Raw genomic sequence first — 17,212 nt, forward strand, 5'->3', positions numbered from 1 at the left:
TTGACTGGTACCGTTGGCGTTTGTGTTTCCATTTCCAACTTTCAACCACGTTCATATCACTTGATTGGTACCATCAATATCACTTTTAGCGGTACTTCTATTCGTAAAATTTGCAATGGCATTATATTGTTGTTGGGTTATGCCCAGAATTAACAATATTATTAACGTCTAAAAGTAAACCAAATGTTACGACTAAGACAGATTTTACAGATGCTAGGCAATGGTATTCCACAAGCTGATATATGTGGAATTGTTCATTGCAGCAAACGTACCGTATCGGGTTATCGGAAGATTGCATCGACGACGAGACAAAGTTTTGAAGAGCTGCTAGCAATGGCAGACAGTGAGCTGGAAACCATCTTTATGCCCCCAAAGAATGCACTTAATGACGATGGACGTAAGCAGGAGCTTGAACGCATGATGCCGGAAATTATCAAGCGCCTGGGTCGCAAGCATGCCAATGTCCAGTTTGTATTTGAGGATTACTACCATAAGGAATGTCCCAGCGGTTATGGTTATACTCAATTCAAGAAGCATGTTAGCTCTTATAGAGAGAAAAATGACTACTCCTATCACAACGTCTATGAGCCCGGTAAGGAATGGCAAATAGACTTTGCCGGAGATGCCTTGTTTCTGACCGACAGGCTCACCAAGGTGAGACAGAAACTGGTGGTATTGGTATGCGTGATGCCCTACAGCAATCTGCCATTCATGATGGCCATGCCCAATGCCACTACCGAATGGTTTTTCCATGGACTCAACAAAGGACTAGAATTTATAGGTGCTGTCCCCCATACAGCCAAAAGTGACAACATGAAACAATGGGTAACGAAATCTGACCGCTACAGCCTTACGTTTTCGGATGCCAATGTGGAATGGGCGATGTATTACGGCATAGAACCTACAGCTTGTCGCGTGCGCAAACCCCGTGACAAAGGACCTGTTGAGGGTGCTGTGGGCCAACTCTACAAGTACGTGTATGCCCGCCTTGAAGGTGAAGAGTTCTACGCTTTGGATGCACTGAACGATCGCATCCTTGAACTCCTTGAAGAATATTGTAGTCTTCCCTTCAAGGGTTCTACCCGGTGGGAGATCTTTCAGAAGTATGAGAAGCCTGAAATGAATCCGTTGCCGGATCAAATGTATCGTCTTCGTATGCGCAAGGAGGTTAAGCTTAGCAGTACATACCATGTATGTGTAGGCAGTGAGCGCCACTTCTACAGTGTCCCGTTTAAATATGTCGGACAAAAGGTTAAAATCATGTGGGACGTGCACTCTGTAGAGATCTATGTGGGTACAATATGCGCTTGTATGCATCGTAGAAGCCTCATACCATATGGCTACTCCACTGAGAAATCGCACATGCCGGAGAATCATACTGCATACGAGCATCGCAAGGAGCAGAATGCCGCAACACTCATAGAAAGAGGTGCGCGCATTGGGCAATCTGTTGAATGGGCAATAACAGACATCCTCCAGCGCACCACTTTCCCTCAGCAAGCATATGGGAAATGCAACGGACTGCTTGCTTTGGCAAAGAAATATGGCAGAAGCAGATTGGAACATGCTTGCATGATGATGAGAGAAGAAACGGATGTGGCAAGCTATAAGACTCTCTGTAATATGCTTAAGAATAATCGGGATTTGGCTTCCGGTGAGAAAGAATCTATTTCAAGAACTCCCTTTAACGACAATGTGAGAGGATCTTCTGCGTACACGTCCATACCATCACTTAGAAAGGAGGCCGACCATGAATGAACTTGCTTCAATTGTAGAACGCCTAAAGGCTCTTAAACTGAGCGGTATGGCTGAAGCGGTCAGTGATATTATAAAGCTTCCTGTGCAGATGCGGCCAAGCTTAGAAATGGCTCTGTCAAAAATGCTGGAAACGGAAATCCGTTGTCGTGATGACAGCCGAACTACCAGACTGCTGAAGGAGAGCAAATTGAGATACCAAGTACTTGTCGAGGATATCACTTGTTCGACTGCCCGCAACTTTACCCGTGAGCAGCTAACCTCTATTGCTGACTGCGGTTTTGTGCGGCGTGGAGAAAATCTGCTTATTACGGGGCTTACTGGATGCGGAAAATCATATCTGGCATGTGCTCTTGGACATCAAGCCTGTACGCTTGGCCTGAAAACACTTTATCTGAACATGAACCGATTTGTCGATGTACTCAAACAGTCACGCCTTGACGGAACCTTCTCACAGATGTTGTCACGACTAGACAAGAACGATCTTATCGTCCTTGACGATTTTGGGTTGCAGAAAATGGACAGTGATACACGTATAGCATTGCTTACATTACTAGAAGAACGCTATGAAAAGAAGTCAATGATTATTATGTCTCAACTTCCTTTGGACAAGTGGTATGACTACATAGCGGAAGCTACACTTGCTGATGCCATCATGGATAGGCTGATAAACTCATCTCATCACCTGAATCTTGAAGGACCATCATTACGAAAGAGAAAAAATAAATAAAATAGAATCAGAGAGAGATACCTTTTGGCGGTGTGCAACCACCCTTGAGAAGTATCTCTTTACGACGTTCATATCACACATTTGGTACCGGTACCAGCCAACGCTACGAGCGGTACCACGAAAGTGTCGCACACGGTACCAAGGGAGTGATATAGCGGTACCAAACGGGCGATATTATCAATCTCCACAGAAACGCATTTTAAAACAAGAAGAATTCATCATCCCAGATAAGCAGTCCTTACGAAAAAGCACAGCACTCGCATTATAGATATAATTTTTCCAGTATAGATTATGCTTAATATAATCTATACCGCCAAAAATGGCATACCCATCATTGTTCTTGCTTTTGTTTTTTCCCCAAAGATCCTCATCTTGCACAAGTGCTTGTCCATTATCATCAATTAATATAGAGCCTGAGAAGCAAACAGATATTCCTTCATCTCTTTCCATCAATGCCACCATTTTTTCCAAAAATAGAGGATCAGATAGATCATCGCTCTCTGCAATCCAAATATATTTGCCTGTAGCCAATTGAAAACCCTTTTCCCACTGCACAAAAGGACTTCCACTATTTACACTATTGATGCAAATATGGGTAATGTGAGAAGAATGTTCATAGTGACGAAAAATCACCTTACTATCATCAGTTGAAGCATCATCCAATAATATTAATTCAAAATCTTGAAAGCTTTGATTTAAGATTGATTCTATACGCTCATCCAAAAATCTAGCATAATTGTAGTTGGGTATAATAACACTGACCATCCGTCTCTGGCTAATTTGTTCCATTATCTATGCTACTTCAAAATTCCATTTTCGCACCAAGCAATCTTCTCTTCTATAACTCGCTGAAGCACCTTACTATGGAAGGCTTCATTCTCATTTGAAGCCATCGCATGATACAGATGAAACTGTACACCCCCCATTTTAAGATACATCTTCTTCACACCTGCATGTATGAGACGGTAAGCGATTTCCGTATCTTCTTGTCCCCACATTGTTAGGTCTTCATTGTATCCGTTTACGCGCAACAAGTCTTCTTTCCAAAAGGCCATGTTGCAACCTCTTAAGCGCGGGATATTTTTCTGTGCATAGCGCTTCGCTAAATAGCGCCTCAATAGGTGTGAACGAATTCCATTGAGCATATATTTAGGACCTTGCTTAATAAATGATGGATTATAGTCATATCCACAGAGCAAACGACGAGTAGAAAGAGGGCCTAAACCAACACGACTACCGCAAACGAAAAAACCTTTTTCCGCAAGTTCAAGATGATCTGCAATAAAATATTTATTGAGAATAACATCTCCATCAATCTGGATAATATAATCTCCCTTTGCTACTACTATTGCTTTGTTACGAATGGCTGAAAGCCTAAAACCATCATCTTCATGCCATACATGTACAATAGGTATATCAATCTTTTCCCTAAATTGCTCAATGAGCTGGCGTGTATCATCTTGCGAACCGTCATCGGCTATCACAATCTCATCCGGCTTCACCATTTGAGCAGACACACTGTGCAAAGAAAGAGCCAAAGCTTCTTTCCAATTATAGGTGGTGATTAACAATGAAACAAACATATTTTCAAAATTTAGGTCTATCTATTTCCTTCCTCTCTCATCTTCCATCCAATTATAGTCAAGAACAGCTTCACGTTGGAGAGCTGCCTCAACTATTTGGTTACTACAATTAATAATTTCTTTCTTAATACTTGTAGTACTAACACCGGGAGTGTATGGAAAGTATACAACTTCTTTCTCTGGTTGAGATTTCATCCAATCTAACCCCTCCAAATATTTATCTTTCCAATCATCGCCGATAGTTACAATATCAATATTCTCTTGACGAAGTTGGGCTATATCAGTCAATTTCACTTGTTTTACAACTTTCGTAACGCACTTAAGAGAGGAAATAATCCTAAAGCGTTGTTCGAAAGGGATAACAGGTTTCATTCCTTTGTATTTTTCGATAAGTTCATCAGTGCTCACACCAACGATAAGCTCATCGCCCAAAGCTGCCGACTTCTCTAATATGTTAAGATGACCAACATGAAACAGGTCAAAACTACCAGAAGTGAAAACTCTTACTATTTTCTTTTCCATATCATTTAGGTTAACGGTTTTCTATTTCTTTAATGCATGTAGCCAACTCATCAAGGTCTTCTTTGGTTTGCACTCCCAAGTGAGATACACGAAAATAATGTGGAGTACCTCCTGGCATTATATAAATTTGTTGCTTTAAGAGTTCTGTAAAAAGAACATCTCCATTCCGATGAACAAAAAAGCCTGTGATACAATTGGAAGGGATCTCTGCCGGAACCTCCCACCCATTCTCTTTACAGAGCCTTCTGAAATAATGAGCATTTTCTCTCACTCCATCGATAATAGCTTCGACGCCCATCAACAGATCTTTCTCTAAACGAGCATGTAATTGCATGAAGAGGCTAGTAGCCGGACTATAAGGAGTCTGCCCCCTTTCCAAATTTTTAAGGTTTTCAACAAAATCGAAATAATAGCCTCTTTGTGCGAAGGGTTCTTTCAGCATTCTCTCCGAAAGCACAACAAAAGATAGTCCGGGAGCAATATTTAGCCCCTTCTGACTGCTAGTAATGCACATATCAATGCCAAGCGCATCCATATCAAGAGGATCAGCCAGAAACGAACTTATCACATCAACAACCAAGTAAATATGGTGTCTATGGCAAATCTTAGATATCTTTTCTAAATCGAACAATTGCCCTGTAGAGGTTTCGTGATGCTGACAGAGAAAGACATCAGGTTGAGATTCCATTACTGCCTCTTCTAGTTTATCGTAATCTATATCTTTAGCAAAAGGCACTTCAAAAACATCATTCGGGCAAGCATAATACTCGCATAGGTTTTTCCAACGATAACCAAAGGATCCTCCTGCTATGATATAAGCTTTTCTTCGTTGCGTCACAAAGTTGGTTACGGCCGCCTCCATAGCACCTGTACCCGATGCCGTATAAAATATAACACGCCCATTTGGGCACTTAATCAGTTCAAGCAACATTTGCTCTGATTGTTTAACTAAAGTCGAAAATTCGGCAGTGCGCATATATGGTATCTGCTGAGCTCCTATCTGAAGTATTTCGTTTTCTATATTCCCTGGAAATGTGTATGATTTCATAAGCAATCTATTTGTGTGTTTTCAAAACATCGGTATAGCTTTTCTCTGTATCGAAAAGTAAAGTTCCGTGCATAGTCGATTCGCAAACAGGAGTCATATAATCACCAAAATCAATGGTCAAGACTTTATCATAGTCAGCAGGAACAGGTATCTTTATGTTCTCAAAATCCAAGTATTCCGTTTGCTCGTAAAAAGAACGATTTTTTATCCTTACTCGATAGTTCAGTGACAAATGAGCCATTAATTCGGTTCTCCCAATAGACGTACTCCTTAATATGTTCTCATATCTTTGGAATAATATCCTATCCAAACGCATCCTATCATACAGAATCTCAGGAAAGCAGTTTATGGCCTTAGATACCATTTTTAGCAATTTCTTATAGAAATTTATCTTACGCAGTTGCTTAGTTAAAAGACGAGGTACGTCAGAGACTCCATCAAAAACAAATATATCGATAAAAACACCTTGATTGTATTTCGCCTTTGAATTTGAAATAGCACTGGTCTCACAATTTCTGATTTGAGCATGACGCCGTCCATAATGTTTATCAGTGTATATTGTTTGAAAAAAATATGGAGCATTAAATTCTTTATCAGCAACACTGAGTAATTTATCATAATCATCTCGCAACATTACCATATCAATATCATCGTCCCAAGGGATAAAACCTTTATGACGAACTGCACCTATTAAAGTTCCAGAATCAGCCCAACATTTTAAATCATACTTATAACAAACAGCAAGTAAACGATTCAATAAATCCAGTTCACAAGCCCATATTCGCTTCATCTTTTCTGTAACTAAATGCCCATCTCGCATCTCTTCCTTGAAAAAATCAAGGTCATTCATGTTAAAATTATTCGCCATCATTCTTTATCGTTTTATTCGTCCAAAGGCTTTTATACTTGCATATTTGCGCCAGAGGTTCAGCTTTCGCTCCTTTGGCACACCATGCCTGCAAATATAATCAATAGCAGCAGCAAGCATTCGTTTACAAACATTCCCATCCAAATAAGGATCATAGTTATCCACAATCCATTGTCGTTTTTGAATGCAATTCTCAGCGTGATGGATTTGCTCAAAAGCGTCTATTAACTCCGACCCTTCATTTATGTTAGTCCAATATATATCTTTTGATATAGTACGAAAAGTTATAACAGGTTTATTAAGCAATAAGAATTCATACACAGTAGATGATGTATCACTAATCATCACATCAGACATCAGCTGATATTTTGTGGCATCAAAATCATCAATCCAGATAATATGTTCTTCTTGCTTAGCCAACGTCTTATATTCTTCCACCCATTCCTGCTTTGTCAGAGGATGAAACTTAAGTAGCAAAACAATATCTTTCTCTCTCACCAAATCAACAAGAGCCTCCTTTATATAGGGCAACGAAGTTAAAGAAGGCGAAAAAGTCGGAGCATACAGCACTACCTGCTTTTTCTCATGAGCAGCCAACAGCGCTGCTTTCTCTTCATCAAAGTCATGCCAATGCTTTTTTATCCAATCTTGCTTTGGCCAGCCAGTTTCTACAACTTCAAAATCTCCATATTTTTTAGCTAATGCAGAAAAGCCGTTTGTAAAAAAAGGTCCTTGAGTAAAATAGGCATCAAAATATCGCCTAATAACCCAATGGTCTCTTTTCTCTGCTGCATACCCATGAAAAATCTGAATCTTTACTCCAGGCAAATAGTAAGGTACAATATTTCCGGGTACGAAAATAGCTTCTGGAGAAAAGCCATACACCTCCTGCATTTCATTGGTATATACCACCTCTCCACTCAAAGGGAATTGGGGTATTTTCGACCGATGTACATACCATAAAAGGTCATTATCTGAAGATCGAATCGCTTCTTGGTATATTGGATATAATATATCGATGGCATACTTATTTTCGCAAAACAAAACAATACGCATAATTTAAAACAGTCTATATAACAGATTAATAGTTTATTACAAAGTATCCAAATCTCTTTAAACTAAGATTTGAAAGCATAGTGTAGATCCCTTATCAAATAGAAGAAATCTATAAGAAGAAGAACTTATCTTTAAGTCCCTAGTCTAAAAGAGGAAATTAGTTTAATGGAGATAATAGTATTATTAATTCCAGTTAAAGCTGTTGCGAAAAGGCGAGTAAAGTTGGGAGGCTCTACGAAACATATTAAAATGGCATGTAGCATATTTCTACATTTTTTATCACTATTCATTTATCCATTGTCTATTTTAGTCGTTTTAAGACACCAAAGATACACATAAAAAATAAATGCCTCACATTTTTATACATTATTTACACTTCTAAGGTTCTATCTATTCACATTAAATAAACGCATATTTACTAAAATACTGCACATCAAATCAACAAATATTGCCCTAATCCCCAAACCAGCAATCAAAATAAACCTCAAACCAAACAATTTAAAAAACGGATTATTCATAAAGTTGTATCACAATAGGCATATCTAAGTAATATCGCTAACCTAAATTTGTAATTTAAATAAGTACACTTTGTGCAAAGAAAAAAGTATGTATGGCTACATAAAAAGGTAACTTGATAAAACTAAAGAATATGATTCAAAACCGTTTAGTGAAAATAGTGATGCCCTTGTATACCAATGAAATCAATCAATACGAGAAGGCATCTTTGGTACAAACACATAGTATGCTAAGCAGATACCCCATTACAATCGTAAAACCAGCCAGTCTAAATATTGATCACTTCCTAAAAGAATTCCCCGAATTTGAGAGTGAAAATTTTGATGATTCTTTGTTCACCAGCGTTAGCAGCTACAATCGTTTAATGATGTCAAGCGAATTCTATGCACGGTTTATAGATTACAAATACATTCTTATCTGTCAACTTGACGCCTACATTTTTAAAGACGAACTCGAAGACTGGTGTTCAAAAGATTATGATTATATCGGTGCTCCTTGGCTGGTGCGTCCTATTTACAATTTCCCTCTATTCAAACTTGTATCATGGGTTAGAGATGGCTATTGCCGAGTTTTCCATCATCCTAATCCTCGATTGTTGGAGTTTAAAGCAGGCAACGGCGGGCTATCTTTGCGCAAAGTTAGTAGTCATTTAAAAGCAACCGACTTACTCACTAAAACAATTCAAGAGTACTTAAGTCATAAAAAAAATCATCTATTCAATGAAGATGTGTTCTTTTCCGTAGAGGTCAACAAGCACGGATTAAACTTCTTATATCCAAGCTACCAAGAAGCTTTAAAATTTAGTTTTGACAAATATCCCAGACTTTGTTTTCAGATGAACAACCAGCAACTTCCTTTCGGATGCCATTCGTGGTATAAACGAAAAATGAGACAATTCTGGTTACCAATTATTATGGAATAAAGAAATAATCTAGTCGAATAATTTACCAATGATAATATTTCGCTTGAAACCTTATTCTTATTTTTCGAATGAGATTAAAAGGTTTGGATTTAATCTTTCCTTTATAGTTTAGAATAAAATCATCAACCGCATCCAAAACGCGAGCAGAATTTCGCCCATCACGATGAGGTTCATGACACATTGTGTAGGCATGAATATTATCCATCAATTCTTTGGGACGAGAAATAGCTTGTTCTATTGCAGCTTCAATTTCGTTCTCGTCAAGAACATCAAGCAGATAATTGCCGGGATGTGTATTTCGAAAGGTAACTACCGGCTTTTCAAGCAACATAAACTCCACAATAATGGATGAACTATCGCAAAGCATCACATCGGCCTTCCTAAACGTATTAAGGCCGTCATTACTGCGATTAAAAACAACGTTAGGTTTTGTTTCGGCCAATTCTTTATATTTTTTAATTAGCTCAGGGTCATCAAGTTTGGGATGAAAAGTGATTATCCAATTCCAAGGTTTGCTCTCTGCCATCGTCTTTATAGTTTCAAACAAATAAGGCGCCGAAGATACTCCTTTACTAAACGTGGGAGAATAAAGAATTGTTGGCTGAGTGCCTCCTTCTAAAGCATGAGTAGAAGAAGCAAAAAATGCATCTACTTTACACCAACCTGTCTCATAAACTTTAAAAAAGCCATGCTTCTTTTCTAATTCTTTAAAATAAGGAGTGCTACTTTCTCCTTGGGTGCAATAGATGTCATACCAAGCTCTTATAGCAAAATGATCATCTATTTTTTCAATTCTTTTCTTCATAGCATAACCATGAAAAACAGCAACTTTGATTCCTGGGAGAAAGTCATAAACCCAATTACCAGGAGAAAAAACGGCAATCGGCTTATAACGGAGTACCTCTTGGATATTCTCTAAATGCCTTTCTCCCTCTATAAGCCAGTTTTCACAAGAAGATTCTATAAACCATGCAGCATCATCCCCTCTCCTCCATATTTCGGCTTGCAGAGGACGTAATATGGAATAAGAATAAGTCAATGAAACAAAAAACAAATAATGCTTGCCCATGAGAATTATTAGTAAGCTTTAAAAATTCAACTTATATTTTATTTTATGCTTCTTCACAAATCGCTTCCAAAATATTTTCCTATACCCCAAAACCCATTCCCTACAAAGATTCTCATCAGCACCTCGAGCAGAAGCATACTCTTTTGCCAATAACTCAAAAAAAGGTATTTGCCCCCATAATCGTGCAAAGTTAGCACATCCGTCCTTTACACTTATTTTTCCAAAACTCATGCGATTGATATCTACTAATGAGAATTGATATTTACCATTTATTTTATCAAAAAGAATATTGCCCGGGGAGTAATCACGATGCAATATTTCTGCTTCATGTAGACGAGCACTATATCGAGCAAATGCCTTTACTACATCCGAACAATCTTCTATATCAGCATCACCAAATTCATAGAAATTACGTTTATAAGGACATTGCAAACTGATAAAATAGGATTGGCTAATTAGTCCATATTGCCTTTTCTCAATATATGCAATTGGCTCTGGAGTTTGAAACCCTTTTTGTAGCAGTATAGTAGGATATATAAAAGCTCTTTCTCCTTTAGGTGACCTAAAAAAAGAATAAATAATCCGATTGAATATCCGGGGAATACCATAACTTTTAACATTTATCTGGAGCCCATCTACGACTAGCATCTTTATGAGATTCCTACCAACATAAATTTTCTCGCCCTCGTTTTCAAAACGATCTGGGATAGTTTCAATGTATTCGCGCAAATATTCAAATTTCGGACTGACTAATACTTTCATCCTATCAATTCTTTGGTGTTAATTGAGACTTTACAGCCTAAATTTATTTCAACAATTCTATTGCTCTAGCGATCGCTTTAGAAGAATAAAATCCGCATGACAAACATTCTCCTATTTTCAATGTATTAAACTTCATTTCTTTATATTCTTGCTCAGATATGGAAGGAAGTATGTCATGTAGTTCTTTTAATGAAGCAACGCTAAAGCCTATTTTATGTTCACGAATGAAAGGAGCTAAGGCCGCTTTTTCCCAAATAATAACAGGGAGTCCACAGCGTATATAAAGCGATGTTTTATGTGGATTATTATACTGAAGGTATTCACCGAAATTCCCCGTACAACTTTCAATTGAATTGCCATCCCACACCAAGCCAAAATCTCCTTCAGCTGTAGCAATTAATTCTTCGGAAGGAACAAATCCCTTATAAACAAAAAGCTCTTTCTTTTTTATTCTCTCTGGTTCAAACCCATTTCCGTAAAGCACAAAGCTATATGAACTTATATGATCCTCTAGGTCATATAAAAATTTATTTTTCCGAGAAGCAAGTGCCCCTGCATACAAAACTTTGTAAGGTGATTGACTAGTAGCATATTCCTTAACATTAATTCCTTCAGACAAGTAATCGAAAATTTCCAATTCTCCTAATATAGCTTTACAACCTTGTTCTTGTAGCCAATTCTTCATTGCGCTATTATGCGCTATAACATAGTCAGAATAATTCAAGCGAATTATTTCATGTAAAACTGTCAATTTCTGACGACGAAAACTGCCCAAGTCGTGAATCAATGTCACAACCTTACAACCTCTCAGATGAGCCATACGACAGACATAAACATAATACTTCTTTAAAGGATATTGCAAAATCAAAACGTCTCCTCTATGAAGTCTGAAAGGAAATAACAAAACGCCCATCAATGTTACAATAAATGCAGAAAGACTATTAGTATAGAGTGTCTGCTCCAAACCGACATTTTTATAATGAAGCCCTTTCATTATTTTTTCTATGTCAGTCTTCGCCTTATTCCCTGCGCTATTCAGTCCCTTATAATTTCTTGATAAATAACAAATCATACAAGCCTATATTTCAATATTTAAAACTATTTCGAGCCATGTCAAGAGCAGCAGCCACTGTATCATCCATGTCAAAATACGCATATTGAGCAAGCCTACCACCAAATAACACATTTGGTAATTCTTCTGCCAACTTTTTATACCGATTAAGCAGAACAGTATTTGTTGCATCGTTTACAGGATAATAGGGCTCACATCCGACAAAGAAATCAGAAGGAAATTCACGAGTAATCACAGTATGAGGTTGGCAACCAAACTCAAAATGTTTATGCTCAATAATACGAGTATAAGGGAATGCCCTTTCATTATAATTTACAACAGCATTGCCTTGAAAATCAGATATATTCATTAATTCATGCTCGAATCTAAGGCTACGGTATTCTAAATGACCATATTTAAAATCAAAAAACTCATCAATACAGCCAGTATACAGAACATGGTCAGCTAAAGCATCCAACTCAGCACGAGATTTAAAGTAATCCGTATTCAGAAGCACGTCGGCTCCTTCAGTCAAACCTTGTATTAATACATTATACCCACCCTTCGGAATACCCTGATATCCATCATTAAAGTAATTATTGTCATAGGTAAAACGAAAAGGAATCCGCTTAATAATGAAAGCAGGCAGTTCGGTAGCTGATCGCCCCCATTGCTTCTCGGTATATTCTTTAATGAATATTTCATAGATATCCTTCCCACATAGTTTGAGGGCTTGCTCTTCTAAATTAGCAGGACACTCTATATCAGCATATTCTCCTCGTTGTTCCTCTATTTTGGCTTTTGCTTCAGCAGGTGTATTCACCTCCCAAAGCTTGCTAAATGTATTCATGTTAAAAGGAAGATTGTACAATACTCCCTTATAATAAGCCAGCGGAGAATTTGTGTAACGGTTAAATTCCACAAAACGATTCACATAGTCCCAAACCTCTTTATTGTCAGTATGGAAAATGTGAGCACCATACTTATGTACACGGATACCATCTACTTCTTCACAATAAATATTGCCTCCTATATGCGGACGTTTATCAATAATCAGACAACGTTTGCCTGATGCCATTGCCTGATGAGCAAACACTGCACCAAACAAGCCACCACCAACTATTAAATAATCGTATTTTTTCATCTGATTTTCCTATACTTAGGCTTACTTAAATTCAAAAAGCAAAAAATATCATCAAGCATCTTTTTTGATAGAAAACATCATTTATTTAGAATATTATACTTTCTATCTTTCCAATCACACGCTCTGGTTTTATGCCATACAGACAAGCATAATCTCCACGAAAACAAGGTTTCTGTCCAAATACAGAACAAGGACGACAACATAGTTCATCTACCTGAACGGTATTGATGGGTAGCTGCTTCCATCCCATAAAACCTGCATAGGGATGCGTTGCCCCCCAAATGGATATAACCGGAATATTTACCAGAGAAGCCAGATGCATATTGGCCGAATCCATGGACAACATCACGTCTAAATGGCTCATGAGTGCCAATTCAGTATCCATCCTCAGCTTTCCTATCAATGACACTACCGTAGGATATCTCTTGGTCCAATCATTGAAACAATCTTCTTCTTCTTTACCACCACCAAATAGGAACACTCTCACATTACTATCTTGTGCAAAATGAGCCACGACCTCTTCCTGCATGTCTAATGGATAGATCTTCCCCTTATGTTTAGAGAAAGGGGCTATCCCAATCCATTTCAACTCTCCTTTTTCACCGGTTATAGGATGTAATCCGGATATATCTCCCTTCTGATTTCCATAAATAGAAGTGAAATTAAGCAGTACAGGAAAGCCTGACTTCTCAAATGCATCAGCATATCGCTGGAACGAACTCTTCTGACTAGCCAACACTTTGTTTCTGCGACGAACAAGCTTTCTTTTTTCCCATCGTCCTTTATACAAAGAATAAGTAGGAACGCCTGAGAGTTTGAATAAAAAGGATAAAAATTTCGTTCGAAGCACATTATGTAAGTCGATTACAATACCAAAATGTAATGCTTTAAGCTCTTTGAAAAGAGTATAAAGTCCCTTCATTCCTTGGTGCTTTCCTTTAAGTTCAGCACTATAGAAAGTAACATTCTTAGGCAAATTACTAAAAAGAGGCGCTAACGATGGACGGCTTAAAAAAACAATCTCGTGCTGAGGATATTGCATTGCCCATGAATGTACTACGGGAACGGTCATTGCAACATCTCCTATAGCCGAAAAGCGGATAACCAGTATTTTTGCCATTAATTACTTCTTTGCATAAAGAACCGGATTAAGCGCCGGATCATTATACATCTTCATTTGCTTATAAACTTTCATGTATTTCTTACCACTTTCTATATCTGCTATCAGTTGATCAATAGCCGAAGATAAATCCACTCTTTGTTCAAGCAGAATATTAAGTTTTGTCCGGCATTGATTCAGATGTTCTTCCGTGCTATCTTTACGATCTACTTCTTGCTGCATGTGATAGATCTTAAGAGCTAAGATTGATAAACGATCGATAGCCCAAGCAGGACTTTCTGTATTTATCGTTGCGTCTGCATGAGGAAGTACCGCTTTATATTGATCAAGAAAATAACTATCAATAAGCTCCACCAAGTCTGTACGATCTTGATTTGATTTGTCTATTCTGCGCTTTAGAGCCAAAGCTTCTACCGGATCGATCTGAGGATCACGAATAATGTCTTCAAAATGCCATTGCACAGCATCTATCCAATTTTTAAGATACAAGTAATACTCAATAGTTTTTACTTCGTAAGGGTTATTTATGATAGCGTCCACGCTGTCAGTAACATGGTAATCATTTGTTGAAGCCCAGAATATCTGGTTGCAAAGCTTACTAAATGTCATAATCTTAACTTGTTTGTGAATAAATACAATGAAGCAAAACTATATAATATTTCCCATTCAAGCAACCGTTTATTGTTTTTTATTACTTCATAGCCTATTCTCCACGTACTTGAAGAACCCTTAACTGCTTTGTTGTAGGATGCTCTTCTCTCAATAAAAGGCTGAACAGGGATTAAATAGCACTAGTTACATTCATAGAACATCCCCATGTTGTATAACTAAACATCCGGATGTTCTCTATCATAACATAGGGATGTTTTCAGAGATAACATGGGGATGTTCTCACATTAGAACTCCTATTCTTTAAGAAGATAAGTAGTAAGCTCTAAAAAAAGAATAAAGAATGAGAAGAGATTAAGCAAATATAGCAAGGAAAAGATTAACTTTGCTATATTAGTAAAAAGAAACAGAATCGTTATGAAAGTGATCATCGATAATAAGATACCTTATATAGATGAGGCAATAAAGAGCATTGCCGATGAAGTGGTATATGCTGCGGGCAAAGACTTTACACCCGAATTGGTGCGTGATGCTGATGCGTTGATTATCCGAACGCGCACTCAGTGCAACCGTGCCTTGCTCGAAGGAAGCAACGTTAAGTTCATTGCCACTGCCACCATCGGATATGACCATATCGATACGAATTATTGTCGACAGGCAGGCATCAAGTGGACCAATGCTCCGGGTTGCAATGCAGCTTCAGTGGCGCAATACATAGAGTCTTCATTACTGCTATTGCAAACCGAAAAGAAAATGGACTTAAGTTCTATGACAATAGGTATTGTAGGGGTAGGCAATGTGGGGACTAAGGTTGAGACGATGGCTCGCAAACTGGGAATGCGGGTATTGATTAACGATTTGCCCAGACAGGACAAGGAAGGAAAAAAGGCATTTACCGATCTAGCTGCTATCGCCAATGAATGTGACGTGATTACTTTTCATACGCCGTTACACAATGCAGGGCAATACAAAACCTTTCATCTGGCAGACGAAAAGTTCTTTGAAACACTAAAGCGAAAGCCAATTATCATCAACACTTCACGCGGAGAGGTCGTTGAGACCCAAGCACTACTAAATGCTCTGGATGGAGAGAAGATAACCGGAGCGATCATTGATGTATGGGAGGGAGAACCGGATATCAATTTGGAGTTGCTCAACAAAGCTTTCATCGCTACCCCACACATTGCAGGATACTCGGCCGATGGAAAAGCGAATGCTACGCAAATGTCTTTAGAGGCTTTAAGTAAGCATTTTGGCATTGAACCGGATTTTGAGATAACACCTCCGACACCTGCGACAAACCTAATCCATGCCACTAGCCGAGCGAATGCCCTATTACAAATATACAATCCAACAAGAGATAGTGATGCACTAAAGGCGCACCCTGAACTCTTTGAACAGTTACGAGGCGATTATCCATTGAGAAGAGAAGAAAAAGCTTATAAGATTGTTCTGTAAAGAAACGATTACTTTATTCTATCGCAGCCGCTGCAGAAAATACTTCTTCTATTATTCGTGGATAGTGAGCATACTCCAAGGCATGCACTTTTGCTGCAACATCAGCAGGAGTATCAATGGACAGTACCGGGCAGGTAGCTTGGTAAATAACTCCGCCTTCATCATAATGCTCATTAATATAATGTATAGTGATGCCGCTTTCTGTTTCACCCGAAGCCACCACAGCTTCATGCACCTTGTCGCCATACATGCCTTTGCCTCCGAACTTGGGTAAAAGCGAAGGATGGATATTAATAATCTTATCAGGATAAACATGCAACAAAGAATCAGAAATGCGCAAAAGGAAACCAGCCAATACTATAAAGTCTATATTATAGGTAGCCAATAACTCCAAAATTTCATGTCCACTCTCCCATTCCTTTTTAGAAAACACAACAGAAGGTACATCTAATCGTTGAGCACGCTCTAGCACAAAGGCGTCAATCTTATTAGATACGACTAATTGCACAGCAAGTAAACGATTGTTCTTAAAGTAACGAATAACATTCTCGGCATTCGATCCGGAGCCTGAAGCAAAAATAGCGATGTTTCTCTTCATAATTGGGTGTAAGTATGCACAAAACAGTGAAAAATGTGCAAAACGTTGCATTTATTTAGTCAAATATTTGCTTAGAACAATAAATCTTTATTCCTTTGCACCGCAAATTTAAAGAAATAAAACTAATTATTAATTAAAAACTTAAAGTTATGTCTGAAATTGCATCAAGAGTGAAAGCGATTATCGTCGATAAATTAGGCGTTGAAGAATCAGAAGTTACCACAGAAGCTAGCTTCACTAACGATTTGGGAGCAGATTCTCTTGACACTGTAGAACTTATCATGGAATTCGAAAAAGAATTCGGTATCTCTATTCCAGATGATCAAGCAGAAAAGATTGGAACTGTAGGTGATGCTGTGTCGTATATCGAAGAACACGCTAAGTAATCTGTTTTTCATAAT

General features: G+C 38.1%; 18 protein-coding genes. 5 read left to right on the forward strand and 13 right to left on the reverse strand.

Features of this window, described 5'->3' with window-relative positions:
- Positions 1–183 precede the first annotated feature (183 nt).
- A complete protein-coding gene (gene istA, locus BQ5338_RS14295; protein ID WP_071144984.1) occupies positions 184–1,758 on the forward strand; it encodes an IS21 family transposase in 1,575 nt (524 codons plus the stop codon).
- Positions 1,751–2,485: an IS21-like element helper ATPase IstB gene (gene istB / locus BQ5338_RS14300; RefSeq protein WP_071144985.1), complete on the forward strand. Its 735-nt coding sequence runs from the start codon at positions 1,751–1,753 to the stop codon at positions 2,483–2,485. The genes istA and istB overlap by 8 nt, the downstream gene beginning before the upstream one ends.
- A gap of 177 nt (positions 2,486–2,662) precedes the next feature.
- Here the strand turns inward: istB and BQ5338_RS14305 are convergent, their stop codons facing one another.
- Genes BQ5338_RS14305 through BQ5338_RS14330 form a run of 6 tightly spaced genes read right to left on the reverse strand, consistent with a single transcriptional unit; the run spans position 2,663 to position 7,562 of the window.
- Positions 2,663–3,274 (reverse strand): glycosyltransferase family 2 protein, encoded by a 612-nt coding sequence (locus BQ5338_RS14305; protein WP_078063503.1) that lies wholly within the window; start codon positions 3,272–3,274, stop codon positions 2,663–2,665.
- An 8-nt stretch (positions 3,275–3,282) separates the two neighbouring features.
- A complete protein-coding gene (locus tag BQ5338_RS14310; RefSeq protein ID WP_071147479.1) occupies positions 3,283–4,068 on the reverse strand; it encodes a glycosyltransferase family 2 protein in 786 nt (261 codons plus the stop codon).
- A gap of 21 nt (positions 4,069–4,089) precedes the next feature.
- Entirely contained in the window at positions 4,090–4,590 is a 501-nt protein-coding gene (locus tag BQ5338_RS14315; protein ID WP_071147480.1) for an FAD synthase family protein, read from the reverse strand.
- A gap of 10 nt (positions 4,591–4,600) precedes the next feature.
- Positions 4,601–5,638 (reverse strand): pyridoxal-phosphate-dependent aminotransferase family protein, encoded by a 1,038-nt coding sequence (locus BQ5338_RS14320; protein WP_071147481.1) that lies wholly within the window; start codon positions 5,636–5,638, stop codon positions 4,601–4,603.
- 7 nt (positions 5,639–5,645) lie between these two features.
- Positions 5,646–6,509, reverse strand: a complete 864-nt coding sequence (locus BQ5338_RS14325; RefSeq protein ID WP_071147482.1) for a LicD family protein — start codon at positions 6,507–6,509, stop codon at positions 5,646–5,648.
- 3 nt (positions 6,510–6,512) lie between these two features.
- A complete protein-coding gene (locus BQ5338_RS14330; RefSeq protein WP_071147483.1) occupies positions 6,513–7,562 on the reverse strand; it encodes a CDP-glycerol glycerophosphotransferase family protein in 1,050 nt (349 codons plus the stop codon).
- Between the two features lie 649 nt (positions 7,563–8,211).
- On the opposite strand from BQ5338_RS14330, the gene BQ5338_RS16895 reads away from it, so the two are divergent.
- Positions 8,212–9,000 (forward strand): DUF5672 family protein, encoded by a 789-nt coding sequence (locus tag BQ5338_RS16895; protein WP_071147484.1) that lies wholly within the window; start codon positions 8,212–8,214, stop codon positions 8,998–9,000.
- 22 nt (positions 9,001–9,022) lie between these two features.
- Here BQ5338_RS16895 and BQ5338_RS14340 read toward each other — a convergent pair whose 3' ends face one another.
- From BQ5338_RS14340 to BQ5338_RS14365, 6 genes are all read right to left on the reverse strand, one after another.
- Entirely contained in the window at positions 9,023–10,069 is a 1,047-nt protein-coding gene (locus BQ5338_RS14340; protein ID WP_071147485.1) for a CDP-glycerol glycerophosphotransferase family protein, read from the reverse strand.
- Positions 10,070–10,087: 18 nt separating this feature from the next.
- The gene (locus BQ5338_RS14345) at positions 10,088–10,831 is read right to left on the reverse strand and encodes a lipopolysaccharide kinase InaA family protein (protein WP_071147486.1); all 744 of its coding nucleotides are present in this window, start codon (positions 10,829–10,831) and stop codon (positions 10,088–10,090) included.
- A 43-nt stretch (positions 10,832–10,874) separates the two neighbouring features.
- Entirely contained in the window at positions 10,875–11,903 is a 1,029-nt protein-coding gene (locus tag BQ5338_RS14350; protein WP_071147487.1) for a glycosyltransferase, read from the reverse strand.
- A gap of 13 nt (positions 11,904–11,916) precedes the next feature.
- Positions 11,917–13,026 (reverse strand): UDP-galactopyranose mutase, encoded by a 1,110-nt coding sequence (glf, locus tag BQ5338_RS14355; protein ID WP_071147488.1) that lies wholly within the window; start codon positions 13,024–13,026, stop codon positions 11,917–11,919.
- A gap of 85 nt (positions 13,027–13,111) precedes the next feature.
- Positions 13,112–14,146 carry a glycosyltransferase family 9 protein gene (locus BQ5338_RS14360; RefSeq protein WP_071147489.1) on the reverse strand — a complete coding sequence of 345 codons (1,035 nt, stop codon included), beginning with the start codon at positions 14,144–14,146 and terminating at the stop codon, positions 13,112–13,114.
- Positions 14,147–14,149: 3 nt separating this feature from the next.
- Positions 14,150–14,755: a DUF4254 domain-containing protein gene (locus BQ5338_RS14365; RefSeq protein ID WP_071147490.1), complete on the reverse strand. Its 606-nt coding sequence runs from the start codon at positions 14,753–14,755 to the stop codon at positions 14,150–14,152.
- Positions 14,756–15,172: 417 nt separating this feature from the next.
- Here BQ5338_RS14365 and pdxB point away from each other — a divergent pair, with 417 nt between their 5' ends.
- Positions 15,173–16,213, forward strand: coding sequence for a 4-phosphoerythronate dehydrogenase PdxB (gene pdxB / locus BQ5338_RS14370; protein WP_071147491.1), 1,041 nt, complete (start codon positions 15,173–15,175; stop codon positions 16,211–16,213).
- A gap of 13 nt (positions 16,214–16,226) precedes the next feature.
- On the opposite strand, the gene purN is transcribed toward pdxB, so the two are convergent.
- The gene (gene purN, locus BQ5338_RS14375) at positions 16,227–16,862 is read right to left on the reverse strand and encodes a phosphoribosylglycinamide formyltransferase (RefSeq protein ID WP_071147492.1); all 636 of its coding nucleotides are present in this window, start codon (positions 16,860–16,862) and stop codon (positions 16,227–16,229) included.
- Between the two features lie 98 nt (positions 16,863–16,960).
- Between purN and BQ5338_RS14380 the strand changes: the two genes are divergently transcribed.
- Positions 16,961–17,197, forward strand: coding sequence for an acyl carrier protein (locus tag BQ5338_RS14380; protein ID WP_002558672.1), 237 nt, complete (start codon positions 16,961–16,963; stop codon positions 17,195–17,197).
- The last annotated feature ends 15 nt before the right edge of the window (positions 17,198–17,212 follow it).

This window comes from Bacteroides ihuae (assembly GCF_900104585.1).
Classification (GTDB): domain Bacteria; phylum Bacteroidota; class Bacteroidia; order Bacteroidales; family Bacteroidaceae; genus Bacteroides; species Bacteroides ihuae.

What these genes read in the sequence shown, in the direction of transcription:
- BQ5338_RS14325 (WP_071147482.1), bottom strand. Translation starts at nt 6,509, where the DNA reads ATGATGGCGAATAATTTTAACATGAATGACCTTGATTTTTTCAAGGAA.
- BQ5338_RS14310 (WP_071147479.1), bottom strand. Translation starts at nt 4,068, where the DNA reads ATGTTTGTTTCATTGTTAATCACCACCTATAATTGGAAAGAAGCTTTG.
- BQ5338_RS14345 (WP_071147486.1), bottom strand. Translation starts at nt 10,831, where the DNA reads ATGAAAGTATTAGTCAGTCCGAAATTTGAATATTTGCGCGAATACATT.
- pdxB (WP_071147491.1), top strand. Translation starts at nt 15,173, where the DNA reads ATGAAAGTGATCATCGATAATAAGATACCTTATATAGATGAGGCAATA.
- BQ5338_RS14330 (WP_071147483.1), bottom strand. Translation starts at nt 7,562, where the DNA reads ATGCGTATTGTTTTGTTTTGCGAAAATAAGTATGCCATCGATATATTA.
- istA (WP_071144984.1), top strand. Translation starts at nt 184, where the DNA reads ATGTTACGACTAAGACAGATTTTACAGATGCTAGGCAATGGTATTCCA.
- BQ5338_RS14360 (WP_071147489.1), bottom strand. Translation starts at nt 14,146, where the DNA reads ATGGCAAAAATACTGGTTATCCGCTTTTCGGCTATAGGAGATGTTGCA.
- BQ5338_RS16895 (WP_071147484.1), top strand. Translation starts at nt 8,212, where the DNA reads ATGATTCAAAACCGTTTAGTGAAAATAGTGATGCCCTTGTATACCAAT.
- BQ5338_RS14305 (WP_078063503.1), bottom strand. Translation starts at nt 3,274, where the DNA reads ATGGAACAAATTAGCCAGAGACGGATGGTCAGTGTTATTATACCCAAC.
- BQ5338_RS14315 (WP_071147480.1), bottom strand. Translation starts at nt 4,590, where the DNA reads ATGGAAAAGAAAATAGTAAGAGTTTTCACTTCTGGTAGTTTTGACCTG.
- glf (WP_071147488.1), bottom strand. Translation starts at nt 13,026, where the DNA reads ATGAAAAAATACGATTATTTAATAGTTGGTGGTGGCTTGTTTGGTGCA.
- BQ5338_RS14380 (WP_002558672.1), top strand. Translation starts at nt 16,961, where the DNA reads ATGTCTGAAATTGCATCAAGAGTGAAAGCGATTATCGTCGATAAATTA.
- BQ5338_RS14350 (WP_071147487.1), bottom strand. Translation starts at nt 11,903, where the DNA reads ATGATTTGTTATTTATCAAGAAATTATAAGGGACTGAATAGCGCAGGG.
- purN (WP_071147492.1), bottom strand. Translation starts at nt 16,862, where the DNA reads ATGCAACGTTTTGCACATTTTTCACTGTTTTGTGCATACTTACACCCA.
- BQ5338_RS14340 (WP_071147485.1), bottom strand. Translation starts at nt 10,069, where the DNA reads ATGGGCAAGCATTATTTGTTTTTTGTTTCATTGACTTATTCTTATTCC.
- istB (WP_071144985.1), top strand. Translation starts at nt 1,751, where the DNA reads ATGAATGAACTTGCTTCAATTGTAGAACGCCTAAAGGCTCTTAAACTG.
- BQ5338_RS14365 (WP_071147490.1), bottom strand. Translation starts at nt 14,755, where the DNA reads ATGACATTTAGTAAGCTTTGCAACCAGATATTCTGGGCTTCAACAAAT.
- BQ5338_RS14320 (WP_071147481.1), bottom strand. Translation starts at nt 5,638, where the DNA reads ATGAAATCATACACATTTCCAGGGAATATAGAAAACGAAATACTTCAG.